Below are 14,023 nucleotides of genomic sequence, written 5' to 3' on the forward strand. Positions count from 1 at the left end.
GGCGCGACAATCGTCCGGTTTTCATCTTACGAGCCGCTTCGTAACCTTTTTATCGGATTACAGTGCGTTTCAGCGTAACTGCGAGTCTCTTCCCAGCCAGCCGTCCCAGTCTTTCCAGACGGGCTGTAGCCCTTGCGCGGCCAGCGCCTCCGCCACCGCCTCCGGACGTCGACCGTCATGCGGGGCAAACTGCTCCAGCTCCGGATGGTTATCGGCGTAACCGCCCGGCTGCGTTTTGGAAAATGCGCTTACGTTGTTAATCGCAATGGGGATAACGCGATCGCGAAACGCCGGGGATTCACGCGTGGAGAGGGACAGCTCGACCTCAGGCGCCAGCAGGCGAAACGCGCAGATGGTTTGCACCAGCTGGCGCTCATCCATCAGCGAGGCCGGTTCTATTCCCCCCGCGCAGGGCCGCAGGCGGGGGAACGAGACGGAGTAGCGGCTTTGCCAGTAGTGCTGCTGCAGCCACAGCAGATGCTCCGCCACCATATAGCAATCCACCCTCCAGCTGTCGGAGAGACCAATCAGCGCGCCCAGGCCGATTTTGTCGATCCCCGCACGTCCGAGCCTGTCCGGCGTTTCAAGCCGAAAGAAGAAGTCCTGCTTTTTGCCTTTCAGATGGTGCCGGGCGTACATCGCCTCGTGGTAGGTTTCCTGGTAGACCATCACCCCGTCCAGACCCAGGCTCTTCAGCTCCGCGTACTCGTCCTGCGACAGCGGCTGAACCTCCATCTGCAGCGAGGAAAACGCGCGGCGAATGGCGGGCAGGTGCTGACGGAAATAATCCATTCCCACTTTGCCCTGATGCTCGCCGGTAACCAGCAGCAGATGCTCAAACCCCATCTCCCGGATGGCCGCGCACTCGCGCGCGATTTCGTTTTCGTCAAGCGTTTTGCGCCTGATGCGATTGCTCATCGAAAAGCCGCAGTAGGTACAATCGTTGGCGCAGAGGTTAGAAAGATAAAGCGGGACGTAAAAGCTCACCGTGTTGCCGAAGCGCTGGCGGGTAAGCCGCTGCGCGCGCTGGGCCATCGGTTCCAGATACGCGCTGGCCGCCGGAGAGAGCAGGGCCATCATGTGATCCCGCGTAAGGTGGCGGGCCTCCAGCGCGCGTTCAACGTCGGCCCGCGTTTTGCCGTTGATGCGCAGGCGAATGTCTTCCCAGTCGAGCTGGTGCCAGCGATCGGTGAACGTCTTCATGAAAGCGCCTCCAGGAAGCCGGTCAGCGGGCTGGTGGCCTGCGCCTGAACGCTGCGCGCGCCGGGGCCAGACTGCCTTGCCAGCAGGCCAGCCTCAACGGCCAGGCGGAACGCCCGCGCCATGGTCACCGGATCGTCCGCCACGGCAATCGCCGTATTCACCAGCACCGCGTCGGCCCCCATTTCCAGCGCCTGCGCGGCGTGGCTCGGTACGCCGATACCCGCATCGACGACGACGGGAACGGTCGCCTGGGCGATGATAATATCCAGCATTGCGCGGGTTTCCAGCCCCTGATTGGAGCCAATCGGCGCGCCCAGCGGCATCACCGCAGCGCAGCCGACCTCTTCCAGCCTCTTGCACAGAACGGGGTCGGCCCCGCAGTAGGGCAGAACGGTAAACCCTTGCCGTACCAGCGCTTCCGCCGCCCTCAGGGTTTCAATCGGGTCGGGCAGCAGCCAGCGGGCATCCGGGTGGATCTCCAGCTTCAGCCAGCGCGTGCCGAGCGCCTCGCGCGCCAGCTGAGCGGCAAAAATGGCCTCCTCGGCGGTTTTCGCACCGGACGTGTTCGGCAGCAGCGTGACGCCTGCCTCCAGTAGCGGGGCCAGAATGGCGTCACTGTGATTGCGAAGGTCCACGCGCTTGAGCGCCAGCGTCACCAGCTGGCTGCCGCTCTCGCGAATGGCATCGACCATCAGCTGCGAAGAGGCGAACTTTCCGGTCCCGGTAAACAGATGTGAATCAAAGACTTTATCGGCAATACGTAGCATTTCAGCCCCCGGCGATAACCTGAAACAGCAGGATCTGGTCGCCTTCGCGCACCTGCTGATGTTCCCACCGCTCGCGCGGCAGGATCTGTTGATTGAGCGCCAGCGCCGTGCCCGGCTTGAGCTGGCGCAGCGCGTCGAGCAGCGCGGCGACGGTGAGATTGTCTTCGCACTGCATAGGCTCATCGTTAAAGAGAATGCGCATCATGGCCTCCGCAAACCGGACAGCTGCTGGCACGCTGCAGGGCAAGATGCCTCCAGCCGCCGGAGCGCCCGTCGAACAGCCGCAGCGTATTGCGCTCCGTTTCCATACCGCTCAGCAGCTTGATGGCTTCCAGCGCCTGCAGCGTGCCCATCACGCCGACCACCGGGCCGAGAATGCCCGCCGTGCGGCAGTTGCGTACCGGTTCGGCGTCGTCCGGCCACAGGCAGCGGTAGCAGCCCTGCGCCCACGGCGGGGTGAGCACCATCATCTGCCCGCCGAAGCCGACGGCGCTGGCGGCGATCAGCGGCGTGCCCTGCGCCACGCACGCGGCGTTAATCGCCTGGCGCGTCGCCATGTTGTCGGAACAGTCGAGCACGACGTCAGCCAGGGCAACTTCGCGTTCCAGGCCGTCACCGTCGAGGCGTGCTTGAAGCGCGATGAGTTCGATATCCGGATTGAGCTTTTGCAGCCGCTGGCGGGCAATATCCGCCTTAGGCTGGCCGACATCCTCCGTGTTAAACAGGATCTGCCGCTGGAGATTGCTGATGTGAATATCATCATCGTCCGCCAGCACCAGCGTACCGATGCCCGCCCCCGCCAGATAAAGCGCGGCGGGCGCGCCTAACCCGCCGAGACCGACGATCAGCACCCGGCTCCCGAGCAGCCTGTCCTGGCCGTCGGTAGCGATATCCTCCAGCAGGATCTGGCGGCTGTAGCGCATAAAGTCGCGGTCATTCATCGCCCGCTCCTGCGAGTTCCAGAAGCCTTGCCGTGGCGGCCTGCCAGTCCGCTGCCTGGGTGATGGCGCTGACGACGGCAATGCTGCCGATGCCCGTCTCCAGCACCGCCGGGGCGCGTTCAAGGCTGATTCCGCCGATGGCTACGGTGGGGTAGTCCGCGAGGCGTTTGACGTGGCCCGCCAGCTGCGCCAGCCCCTGCGGCGCGGACGGCATTTGCTTGGTTTGCGTCGGGAAGACGTGGCCGAGCGCGATGTAGGAAGGGCGAGCCGCCAGCGCGACGTCGATCTCCATGTCATCGTGCGTTGACACGCCGAGGCGCAAACCGGCCGCGCGGATGGCGTTCAGATCCGTGGTCTCGAGATCTTCCTGGCCGAGATGCACGCCGTACGCCTGGTGCTTTATCGCCAGCCGCCAGTAGTCGTTGATAAACAGGCGGGCGCTGTAGCGACGCCCCAGCGCGATGGCGGCGAGCACGTCGGCCTCCACCTCTTCGTCGCGCTTATCCTTGATGCGCAGCTGGAGGGTGCGAACGCCCTTGTCGAGAAGGCGCTCAATCCACGCCACGCTATCCACTACCGGATAAAGCCCTAAGCGGTAGGGGACGGGGGGAAAATCGGGCTGGTACATTACGCCTCCTCTTTTTTGAGGTAAATTTCGCCGCCTTTGGCGCGGAAGTTCTCCGACATGTCCGCCATGCCCACTTCAATCGCCTGGGCGGCGGCGTAGTCGCGCACCTCCTGGCTGATCTTCATCGAGCAGAATTTTGGCCCGCACATCGAGCAGAAATGCGCGACCTTGCCGGACTCCTGCGGCAGCGTTTCGTCGTGGTAGGCGCGGGTGGTGAACGGGTCGAGCGCCAGGTTGAACTGGTCTTCCCAGCGGAACTCAAAGCGCGCCTTCGACATGGCGTTGTCGCGGATCTGCGCCCCCGGATGGCCTTTTGCCAGGTCCGCCGCGTGGGCGGCAATTTTGTAGGTAATCAGCCCCTGTTTGACGTCTTCTTTGTTCGGCAGGCCGAGGTGCTCCTTCGGCGTCACGTAGCAGAGCATCGCGCAGCCAAACCAGCCGATCATCGCCGCGCCGATGCCGGAGGTGAAGTGGTCGTAACCCGGCGCGATGTCGGTGGTCAGCGGGCCCAACGTGTAAAACGGCGCTTCGTGGCAGTGCTCCAGCTCCTCGGTCATGTTGCGGCGGATCATCTGCATCGGCACGTGGCCCGGACCTTCAATCATCACCTGCACGTCGTACTCCCAGGCGATTTTGGTCAGCTCGCCCAGCGTGTGAAGTTCGGCAAACTGCGCTTCGTCGTTGGCGTCGCGAATAGAGCCGGGACGCAGGCCGTCGCCCAGCGAGAGCGAGACGTCATAGGCGGCGCAAATTTCGCAGATCTCGCGGAAGTGTTCGTAGAGGAAGTTTTCCTGATGATGGGAGAGGCACCATTTCGCCATGATCGAGCCGCCGCGCGAGACGATGCCGGTCAGACGTTTGGCGGTCATCGGCACGTAGCGCAGCAGCACGCCCGCGTGAATGGTGAAGTAGTCCACGCCCTGTTCGGCCTGCTCCAGCAGCGTGTCGCGGAAGGCTTCCCAGGTGAGGTTTTCGGCGATGCCATTCACTTTTTCCAGCGCCTGGTAAATCGGGACGGTGCCAATCGGTACCGGGCTGTTGCGCAGGATCCACTCGCGGGTTTCGTGAATATAGCGGCCGGTGGAGAGGTCCATCACCGTGTCCGCGCCCCAGCGGGTAGACCAGACCAGCTTTTCCACCTCTTCTTCGATGGAAGAGGTGACGGCAGAGTTACCGATGTTGGCGTTCACTTTCACCAGGAAGTTGCGGCCGATGATCATCGGCTCGGATTCCGGGTGGTTGATGTTGGCGGGAATAATCGCGCGCCCGGCGGCCACTTCATCACGCACAAACTCCGGCGTGATGTTCTCCGGCAGGCGCGCGCCAAAGCCTTCGCCAGGATGCTGGTGGCGCAATACTTCGCTGCGGATACGCTCGCGGCCCATGTTTTCGCGGATGGCGATAAATTCCATTTCAGGGGTGACGATGCCCCGACGCGCGTAGTGAAGCTGGGTGACACATTTTCCCGCTTTGGCGCGTTTTGGCGTCAGCAGGCCGGTGAAGCGCAGCGCGTCCAGGCCGTCGTCGGCCATACGTTCTTTGGTGTAAGCCGAGCTTTGCTCATTTAGCGCTTCGCTATCATCACGCGCGTCAATCCACGGCTGGCGCAGCTTCGCCAGGCCCTGCTGGACGTTGATGGCAATATCGGGGTCGCCGTAGGGACCGGAGGTGTCGTAGACCGGCACGGCCTCGTTTTCTTCGAACTGCGGGTGCTCTTTGCTGCCGCCGATAAGCGTCGGGCTGAGCTGGATTTCGCGCATCGGGACGCGGATATCGGGCTGCGACCCGGAAATATAGATACGCCCGGAGTTCGGGAACGCGGTGCCTTCCAGGGTATTGATGAAGTGCTGGGCCTGTGCGCGCTGTTCGCGGCGGGTCAGTTTTGTTGTAGACATAGCTCATTCCAGATGTGAAGGACATGGCTTGTCAGACGACGGATGAAGCAAGAGAGGATCGCCCGAAGGCGATACAACAGCAGTTTGACTCTTGTTCCCTTCGCAGGTATTAGCCTGATCAGGTTCCGCGGATCCCGAATTAACGGTCTCAGCCCGTGCTTTCACACTGGGCACTCCGACAAGAAAAATCCCCCTCGTGAGAGGGGCGAATGGTTGTAAATTACTCGTTAACGATTAAGAACTCAAGCAGGCCGCGCAACGTTGTCTTCGTTACTGGCCTTCAGATCGTTATCCAGCACCAGAGCGATCAGCTTGTCTTCCAGCGTGAATCGCTCTTCCATCGACTCGCCCAGATCGGACAGCGCCTGCTGAAATTCAAGGTAATTATCGTGATCGATCGCGTTCTCAAGCGTGGAGTCGTAGTACTCCATGATCCGCTGGGTGTTGGCCTCCAGCAGGGAACAGAGCTTGCTTGCCGCTAAAAACGGGCTTGTGCCTTCCATTTCGCGGATAATACGTTCATAAATATTAAAATGGCCGTCGGACAGGTAGTCGACCAGGCTTTGACAAAAATCGTCCAGCGCTTTTTCATTCAGTCGCATATACGATTCTTTGCCAGGCTTAATACCGACCAGATTGTAATAAGCCACGAGCAGATGCTTGCGTACATGTAGCCAGCGATCCACCAGGTTGTTACTTCCTCCAACGCGCTCAGTCAGGCTTTCTAGCTGGTTTAACATGTTCGACTCCACAAGGTTTAGAATTGAATCTGCTTACCCAAAATGTAACAACAATGCTAACAACATGTCAGTGAAGCGAAGGTAGTGCAATAGATATGGATCGTATTATTGAAAAATCAGATCTCGGTTGGTGGATCGTCAGCCATGAACAAAAATTATGGCTGCCGCGCGGTGAATTACCCTATGGCGAAGCGGAAAATTTCAATCTTGTGGGCCAGCCCGCGCTGAGGATTGGCGAGTGGCAGGGCGATCCGGTGTGGCTGATCCAACAGGCTCGCCGCCACGATATGGGATCCGTTCGTCAGGTGCTGGATCTGGATGCGGGGCTATTTCAGCTGGCAGGCCGCGGCGTGCAGCTCGCTGAGTTTTATCGCTCGCATAAATACTGCGGCTACTGCGGCCATACCATGCACCCGAGCAAAACCGAGTCGGCGATGCTCTGCAGCCACTGCCGGGAGCGCTATTACCCACAGATTGCGCCGTGCATCATCGTGGCAATCCGCCGCGAGGATTCCATCCTGCTGGCGCAGCATACCCGCCACCGCAACGGCATTCACACCGTCCTCGCCGGGTTTGTTGAGGTGGGCGAAACCCTTGAGCAGGCCGTCGCGCGCGAGGTGATGGAAGAGAGCGGCATTAAGGTTAAAAACCTGCGCTACGTGACGTCGCAGCCGTGGCCGTTCCCGATGTCGCTGATGACGGCGTTTATGGCCGAATACGACAGCGGTGACATTGTTATCGACCAGAAGGAGCTGCTGGAAGCGAACTGGTATCGCTATGACGATTTACCGCTGCTGCCGCCGCCGGGAACGGTGGCGCGTCGGCTGATAGAAGATACGGTGGCAATGTGTCGGGCCGAGTTTGAATGACATGTTACACTGTGGCCATGACGCTTAAGGAACTGCAAAAATGACCGAACTGAAGAACGATCGTTATCTGCGTGCGCTGCTGCGCCAGCCTGTTGATGTAACCCCGGTATGGATGATGCGCCAGGCGGGACGCTATCTCCCGGAGTACAAAGCCACGCGCGCCCAGGCGGGCGATTTTATGTCGCTGTGCAAAAACGCCGAGCTGGCCTGCGAAGTAACGCTCCAGCCCCTGCGCCGCTTCCCGCTGGATGCCGCCATTCTCTTCTCGGACATTCTGACCATTCCGGATGCGATGGGCCTTGGGCTCTATTTCGAAACCGGCGAAGGCCCGCGCTTCACGTCCCCCATCAAGAGCAAAGCAGACGTCGATAAGCTGCCCATTCCCGATCCCGAAGGCGAGCTGGGCTACGTGATGAACGCGGTGCGCACCATTCGCCGCGAGCTGAAGGGCGACGTGCCGCTGATTGGCTTTTCCGGCAGCCCGTGGACGCTGGCAACCTACATGGTTGAGGGCGGCAGCAGCAAAGCCTTCACGGTGATCAAAAAGATGATGTACGCCGAGCCGCTGGCCCTGCACGCGCTGCTCGACAAGCTGGCGAAGAGCGTGACCCTTTACCTTAACGCACAGATCAAAGCGGGCGCGCAGTCGGTGATGATTTTCGACACCTGGGGCGGCGTGCTGACCGGGCGCGATTACCAGCAGTTCTCGCTGTACTACATGCACAAAATCGTCGACGGCCTGCTGCGTGAAAACGAAGGCCGCCGCGTGCCGGTCACCCTTTTCACCAAAGGCGGCGGCCAGTGGCTGGAAGCGCTGGCCGCCACCGGCTGCGACGCGCTGGGCCTCGACTGGACCACCGACATTGGCGAGGCGCGCCGTCGCGTGGGCGATAAAGTCGCGCTGCAGGGCAACATGGACCCGTCCATGCTTTACGCCCAGCCTGCCCGTATTGAAGAAGAAGTGTCGACTATACTGTCTGCTTTCGGCCAGGGTGAAGGCCACGTCTTTAACCTCGGCCACGGCATTCATCAGGATGTGCCGCCAGAGCACGCTGGCGCGTTTGTGGAGGCGGTGCATCGGCTTTCTGCCCAGTATCACAAGTAAGGAGTGGTTATGGATCTCGCGTCGTTACGCGCTCAACAGATAGAACTGGCCTCATCCTTGATCCGCGAGGATCGTCTGGATACGGACCCTCCGCAGTACATTGGCGGGGCGGACGTCGGGTTTGAGCAGGGCGGTGAAGTGACGCGAGCGGCGATGGTGGTGCTGAAGTACCCCTCGCTTGAGCTGGTCGAATACAAGGTGGCGCGTATCGCCACCACCATGCCGTATATTCCCGGCTTTCTCTCCTTTCGTGAATATCCCGCGCTGCTCGCAGCGTGGGAACAGCTCTCGCAAAAACCCGATCTGCTGTTTGTGGACGGACACGGCATTTCCCATCCGCGTCGTTTAGGCGTTGCCAGCCACTTTGGGCTGCTGGTGGACGTGCCGACCATCGGCGTCGCCAAAAAACGCCTGTGCGGCAAGTTTGAGCCGCTCTCCGCCGAGCCGGGCGCGATCGCCCCGCTTATCGACAAAGGCGAACAGCTGGCGTGGGTCTGGCGCAGCAAGGCGCGCTGTAACCCGCTGTTCATCGCCACCGGGCATCGGGTAAGCATGGATAGCGCGCTGGCGTGGGTGCAGCGCTGCATGAAAGGCTACCGCCTGCCGGAGCCGACGCGCTGGGCTGACGCCGTCGCATCCTCGCGTCCGGCATTTGTTCGATGGCAGGAAATTCAGCGCTGATTCAGGTAAACTGCGGCTAATTTTCGATTCGAGACATCATCATGTTACAAAACCCGATTCATCTGCGCCTTGAGAAGCTGGAAAGCTGGCAGCACGTCACCTTTATGGCCTGCCTGTGCGAGCGCATGTATCCCAACTATGCCGCATTCTGCAAGCAAACGGAGTTTGGTGAAGGCCAGATTTATCGCCGCATCCTGGATTTAATCTGGGAAACGCTAACGGTGAAAGATGCGAAGGTGAACTTTGACTCTCAGCTGGAAAAGCTGGAAGAGGCGATTCCGGCTGCGGATGATTTCGACCTGTACGGCGTTTATCCTGCCATTGATGCCTGCGTGGCGTTAAGCGAGCTTATTCACTCTCGCCTGAGCGGTGAAACCCTGGAGCACGCCATCGAAGTCAGTAAGGCTTCTATTACTACCGTGGCGATGCTGGAAATGACCCAGGAAGGTCGTGAAATGACCGACGAAGAGCTGCGCGCCAACCCGGCGGTAGAGCAGGAATGGGATATCCAGTGGGAGATTTTCCGCCTGCTGGCAGAGTGCGAAGAACGTGATATCGAGCTGATAAAAGGGCTGCGCGCGGACCTGCGCGAGGCCGGTGAGAGCAATATCGGTATAATTTTTAACCAATGAGACAACAAAACGTGATTTAACGCCTGTTTTGTCGTACCTCGACTCTTCCCTTCTGCCCCCCGTCTGGTCTACATTTGGGGGGCGAAAAAAAGTGGCTATCGGTGCGTGTATGCAGGAGAGTGCTTTTTTGGCATTTTCGTCGCACTCGATGCTTAGCAAGCGATAAACACATTGAAAGGATAACTTATGAACAAGACTCAACTGATTGATGTAATTGCGGACAAGGCTGATCTGTCTAAAGTGCAGGCTAAAGCTGCTCTGGAATCTACCCTGGCTGCTATTACTGAGTCTCTGAAAGAAGGCGATGCTGTACAACTGGTTGGTTTCGGTACCTTCAAAGTGAACCACCGCGCTGAGCGTACTGGCCGTAACCCGCAGACCGGTAAAGAAATCAAAATCGCCGCAGCTAACGTACCGGCATTTGTTTCTGGTAAAGCACTGAAAGACGCTGTTAAGTAAGACGCGTGGCAGTGAACAGTTTTAACGAAGGGGCGGCAACGCTCCTTTTGTCTATCTGGCGTGGTACGCTCGCGCTGGCAGGCGTGCTGTTACTGTCTGCCTGTAGCCACGACACCTCCCTCCCTCCGTTTACCGCCAGCGGTTACGCGGATAACCAGGGCGCGGTCAGGATCTGGCGTAAAGACTCCAGCGATGACGTTCATCTGCTTTCCGCTTTTAGCCCGTGGCACAGCGGCAACACCTCGACGGCGGAGTACCGCTGGCAGGGCGACGCGCTGTCGCTTATCGAGCTGAATATCTACAGCAAGACCCCCGAACACGTAAAGGTGCGTTTCGACGACCGCGGCGAGCTGAGCTTTATGCAGCGTGAAGTGAGCGGTCATAAACAGCAGCTTTCCAGCGACCAAATTGCGCTCTATCGCTACCGTGCCGAGCAAATCCGTCAGACCAGCGATGCGCTGCGTCAGGGGCGCGTCGTGCTGCGCCAGGGCCGCTGGCACGCCAACGGTACGGTGACCACCTGCGAAGGGCAGACCGTGAAGCCGGATCTCGAATCCTGGGCCACTGCGCATATCGAGCGCCGTCAGCGTCATTCATCCGTAGAGGTAAGCGTGGCGTGGCTTGAAGCACCGGAAGGCTCTCAGCTGCTGCTGGTGGCGAACGAAGATTTCTGCACCTGGCAGCCGACGGAAAAGAGTTTCTGAGTGCGTTGCATAAAGCCGGATGGCGCTAACGCTTATCCGGCCTACGAACGATACCCTCTTCCCTGAGGAATTAATGCGAGCAGTAAACAATCCCCTCGCCCCTTTGGGGAGAGGGTTAGGGTGAGGGGAAAATTACTCGCCCTGCTCGCGCGCAATCGCACGATAACCGATATCCTGGCGGCTGAAGCTGCCGTTCCAGTGGATATCCGCCATCAGCGCATAGGCGCACTTCTGTGCTTCAGCAACGGTGTTGCCCAGCGCGGTCGCGCACAGCACGCGGCCACCGTTGGTCAGAACACGGTCGTCGTCTGACAGCGTTGTGCCCGCGTGGAACACCTTCGCGCCGTCTACCGATTCGAGCGGCAGGCCGTGGATCTCATCCCCGGTGCTGTAATTGCCCGGATAACCGCCCGCCGCGATCACCACGCCCAGCGAGGCGCGATCGTCCCACTCTGAGGTTTTCTCGTCCAGCTTGCCTTCGCAGGCGGCCAGGCACAGATCCACCAGATCGGATTTCATGCGCAGCATGATCGGCTGCGTTTCCGGATCGCCAAAGCGACAGTTAAATTCAATGACCTTCGGATTACCCTGCCTGTCGATCATCAGGCCCGCGTAGAGGAAGCCGGTATAGGTATTACCTTCCGCCGCCATCCCTTTTACGGTTGGCCAGATGATGCGGTCCATGGTGCGCTGATGGACTTCCTCGGTCACCACCGGGGCAGGCGAGTAGGCACCCATGCCGCCGGTGTTCGGGCCGGTATCGCCATTGCCCACGCGCTTGTGATCCTGGCTGGTGGCCATCGGCAGAACGTGCTCGCCGTCAACCATCACGATAAAGCTCGCCTCTTCGCCGTCGAGGAACTCTTCAATGACGATGCGGTGGCCCGCGTCGCCAAAGGCGTTGCCCGCCAGCATATCCTGCACGGCGGCTTCGGCTTCTTCGAGCGTCATCGCCACGATCACGCCTTTACCGGCGGCCAGACCGTCGGCCTTGATGACAATCGGCGCGCCTTTTTCACGCAGGTAAGCCAGAGCGGGCTCCACTTCGGTGAAGTTTTGATATTCCGCCGTCGGGATGTTGTGGCGTGCGAGGAAATCCTTGGTGAAGGCTTTGGAGCCTTCCAGCTGCGCTGCGCCCTCCGTTGGGCCAAAGATTTTCAGGCCTGCCGCGCGGAACGCATCTACCACGCCAATCACCAGCGGCGCTTCCGGGCCGACGATGGTCAGGTCAATTTTCTCGGCCTGCGCAAAGCTCAGCAGCGCCGGGATGTCGGTTACGCCGATTGCGACATTTTGCAGCGCGGGCTCCAGCGCGGTTCCGGCGTTACCCGGAGCCACAAAGACGGTTTCAACCTGCGGGGACTGGGCTGCTTTCCACGCCAGGGCGTGTTCGCGCCCACCGTTGCCAATCACTAATACTTTCATTCTGTGCTCCGGGAATTAATGGCGGAAGTGGCGCATGTCGGTGAAGATCATCGCGATACCGTGTTCGTCGGCGGCGGCAATGACTTCATCATCGCGGATTGAGCCACCGGGTTGGATCACGCAGGTAATCCCTACGGCAGCAGCCGCATCGATACCGTCACGGAACGGGAAGAACGCATCGGAAGCCATGGCGGAGCCTTTCACCTCAAGACCTTCGTCGCCTGCTTTAATCCCGGCGATTTTTGCCGAATAAACGCGGCTCATCTGGCCTGCACCTATCCCGATGGTCATGTTCTCTTTGGCGTAAACAATGGCGTTGGATTTGACGAACTTGGCAACCTTCCAGCAGAACAGCGCATCGCGAAGTTCCTGTTCAGTTGGTTGACGTTTGGTCACCACGCGCAGGTCGGCTTCCGTCACCATGCCCAGATCGCGATCCTGAACCAGCAGACCACCGTTCACACGCTTAAAGTCCAGGCCCGGCACGCGTTCGGCCCACTGGCCGCAAACCAGCACGCGCACGTTTTGTTTCGCTGCGGTGATTTTGAGGGCTTCCTCAGTGGCGGACGGCGCAATGATCACTTCCACAAACTGGCGGGAGATGATGGCCTGCGCGGTTTCGGCATCCAGCTCGCGGTTGAAGGCGATAATGCCGCCGAACGCGGAGGTCGGGTCGGTTTTGTAAGCGCGATCGTAGGCATCCAGAATAGAGGTGCTTACCGCCACGCCGCATGGGTTTGCATGCTTCACGATAACGCACGCCGGCTCGCTGAACTCTTTCACGCACTCCAGAGCGGCGTCGGTATCTGCAATGTTGTTATAGGAGAGCGCCTTGCCCTGCACCTGCTGGGCCGTCGCGACCGAAGCCTCTTTTACCTCTTCTTCTATATAGAAGGCAGCCTGCTGGTGGCTGTTCTCGCCGTAGCGCATGTCCTGTTTCTTAATGAAGTTCAGGTTCAGGGTGCGCGGGAAGCGGCCAGAAGGCTCGTTGCTTTCACCGTGGTAGGCGGGCACTAGGCTACCGAAGTAGTTGGCGATCATGCTGTCGTAGGCCGCGGTGTGTTCGAAGGCCTTAATGGCGAGGTCGAAGCGGGTCGCCAGAGTCAGCGACCCTTCGTTGGCATCCATCTCGGTAATAATGGTTTCGTAGTCGCTGCTCTTTACGACGATGGCGACATCTTTATGGTTCTTGGCTGCGGAGCGCACCATGGTCGGGCCGCCGATATCGATATTCTCAACCGCATCTTCCAGAGAACAGCCTTCGCGGGCTACGGTCTGGGCAAATGGGTAGAGGTTAACGACAACCATGTCGATCGGCGCAATATCATGCTGTTCCATAATGCCGTCATCCTGGCCGCGACGACCGAGGATACCGCCATGCACTTTTGGGTGCAGGGTCTTGACGCGTCCATCCATCATTTCCGGGAAACCGGTGTAATCGGATACTTCGGTTACCGGCAGACCTTTATCTGCTAACAGGCGAGCGGTGCCGCCTGTTGAAAGCAGCTCCACACCGCGTGCAGAAAGTGCCTGAGCGAATTCGACGATACCGGCTTTATCAGAAACACTGAGCAGAGCGCGGCGGACTGGACGACGTTGTTGCATGGTAAATCCCCTGGATTTCACGATTACAGAGAGCGTTAGATGAATTTTCCAACGAAAAACTCATCTAACACACCTGACGGAGCATCCTTGCGAAGCGCGAGCATTTTAACGAAAACGTTTGCGCAACGCTCGCACAATTTCACTTTTTCGCATCATTGTGGATAAGTCTGTGTGTAAATGGGTATAAGGCGGGGTTTTGCTGTGGAATGCAGCAGTCAGTCATTTTTCTGTCATTTAGCGGTTGCGGCGCGGCGAGAACTCCCTATAATGCGCCTCCATCGACACGGCAGATGTGAATCACTTCACAAACAACCCGGTCGGTTGAAGAGAAAAAATCCTGAAATAACGGGTTGACTCTGAAAGAGGAAA

Annotated in this window: 15 protein-coding genes and 1 riboswitch; of the genes, 6 read left to right on the plus strand and 9 right to left on the minus strand. The window is 59.4% G+C overall.

Features of this window, described 5'->3' with window-relative positions; genetic code table 11:
* Positions 1-69: 69 nt before the first annotated feature.
* The 7 genes from thiH to rsd all read right to left on the minus strand — a co-directional run bounded on the left by thiH (position 70) and on the right by rsd (position 6,174).
* On the minus strand, positions 70-1,203 hold the full coding sequence (thiH, locus tag AB8804_RS22160; protein ID WP_371190084.1) for a 2-iminoacetate synthase ThiH: 1,134 nt from the start codon (positions 1,201-1,203) through the stop codon (positions 70-72).
* On the minus strand, positions 1,200-1,970 hold the full coding sequence (thiG, locus tag AB8804_RS22165) for a thiazole synthase (protein ID WP_371190085.1): 771 nt from the start codon (positions 1,968-1,970) through the stop codon (positions 1,200-1,202). Before thiG ends, thiH begins: the two co-directional genes overlap by 4 nt.
* 1 nt (position 1,971) lies before the next feature.
* On the minus strand, positions 1,972-2,172 hold the full coding sequence (thiS, locus tag AB8804_RS22170) for a sulfur carrier protein ThiS (RefSeq protein WP_371190096.1): 201 nt from the start codon (positions 2,170-2,172) through the stop codon (positions 1,972-1,974).
* Positions 2,156-2,911, minus strand: a complete 756-nt coding sequence (locus tag AB8804_RS22175) for a ThiF family adenylyltransferase (protein WP_371190086.1) — start codon at positions 2,909-2,911, stop codon at positions 2,156-2,158. The genes thiS and AB8804_RS22175 overlap by 17 nt, the downstream gene beginning before the upstream one ends.
* Positions 2,904-3,539 (minus strand): thiamine phosphate synthase, encoded by a 636-nt coding sequence (gene thiE, locus AB8804_RS22180; protein WP_371190088.1) that lies wholly within the window; start codon positions 3,537-3,539, stop codon positions 2,904-2,906. The genes AB8804_RS22175 and thiE overlap by 8 nt, the downstream gene beginning before the upstream one ends.
* The gene (gene thiC, locus AB8804_RS22185) at positions 3,539-5,434 is read right to left on the minus strand and encodes a phosphomethylpyrimidine synthase ThiC (protein WP_371190089.1); all 1,896 of its coding nucleotides are present in this window, start codon (positions 5,432-5,434) and stop codon (positions 3,539-3,541) included. Before thiC ends, thiE begins: the two co-directional genes overlap by 1 nt.
* Before the next feature lie 78 nt (positions 5,435-5,512).
* Positions 5,513-5,622: riboswitch (TPP riboswitch) on the minus strand.
* Positions 5,623-5,676: 54 nt separating this feature from the next.
* The gene (gene rsd, locus AB8804_RS22190) at positions 5,677-6,174 is read right to left on the minus strand and encodes a sigma D regulator (RefSeq protein WP_371190090.1); all 498 of its coding nucleotides are present in this window, start codon (positions 6,172-6,174) and stop codon (positions 5,677-5,679) included.
* A 95-nt stretch (positions 6,175-6,269) separates the two neighbouring features.
* On the opposite strand from rsd, the gene nudC reads away from it, so the two are divergent.
* From nudC to AB8804_RS22220, 6 genes are all read left to right on the plus strand, one after another.
* Positions 6,270-7,043, plus strand: coding sequence for an NAD(+) diphosphatase (gene nudC / locus AB8804_RS22195; RefSeq protein ID WP_371190091.1), 774 nt, complete (start codon positions 6,270-6,272; stop codon positions 7,041-7,043).
* A gap of 40 nt (positions 7,044-7,083) precedes the next feature.
* Positions 7,084-8,148: a uroporphyrinogen decarboxylase gene (gene hemE, locus AB8804_RS22200; protein ID WP_371190092.1), complete on the plus strand. Its 1,065-nt coding sequence runs from the start codon at positions 7,084-7,086 to the stop codon at positions 8,146-8,148.
* A gap of 9 nt (positions 8,149-8,157) precedes the next feature.
* Positions 8,158-8,829, plus strand: coding sequence for a deoxyribonuclease V (gene nfi, locus AB8804_RS22205; RefSeq protein ID WP_371190093.1), 672 nt, complete (start codon positions 8,158-8,160; stop codon positions 8,827-8,829).
* Positions 8,830-8,870: 41 nt separating this feature from the next.
* Positions 8,871-9,461, plus strand: a complete 591-nt coding sequence (locus AB8804_RS22210) for a YjaG family protein (RefSeq protein ID WP_119938499.1) — start codon at positions 8,871-8,873, stop codon at positions 9,459-9,461.
* 186 nt (positions 9,462-9,647) lie between these two features.
* Positions 9,648-9,920, plus strand: coding sequence for a nucleoid-associated protein HU-alpha (gene hupA / locus AB8804_RS22215; protein WP_002445246.1), 273 nt, complete (start codon positions 9,648-9,650; stop codon positions 9,918-9,920).
* 11 nt (positions 9,921-9,931) lie between these two features.
* Positions 9,932-10,624, plus strand: coding sequence for a DUF1481 domain-containing protein (locus AB8804_RS22220; protein WP_371190097.1), 693 nt, complete (start codon positions 9,932-9,934; stop codon positions 10,622-10,624).
* Between the two features lie 132 nt (positions 10,625-10,756).
* On the opposite strand, the gene purD is transcribed toward AB8804_RS22220, so the two are convergent.
* Entirely contained in the window at positions 10,757-12,049 is a 1,293-nt protein-coding gene (purD, locus tag AB8804_RS22225; RefSeq protein ID WP_371190094.1) for a phosphoribosylamine--glycine ligase, read from the minus strand.
* Positions 12,050-12,064: 15 nt separating this feature from the next.
* Complete coding sequence (gene purH / locus AB8804_RS22230; RefSeq protein WP_371190095.1) at positions 12,065-13,654, minus strand: bifunctional phosphoribosylaminoimidazolecarboxamide formyltransferase/IMP cyclohydrolase; 1,590 nt, start codon at positions 13,652-13,654, stop codon at positions 12,065-12,067.
* Positions 13,655-14,023 lie beyond the last annotated feature (369 nt).

It is taken from the genome of Enterobacter sp. KBR-315C3_2022, from assembly GCF_041399425.1.
Classification (GTDB): Bacteria; Pseudomonadota; Gammaproteobacteria; order Enterobacterales; family Enterobacteriaceae; genus Enterobacter.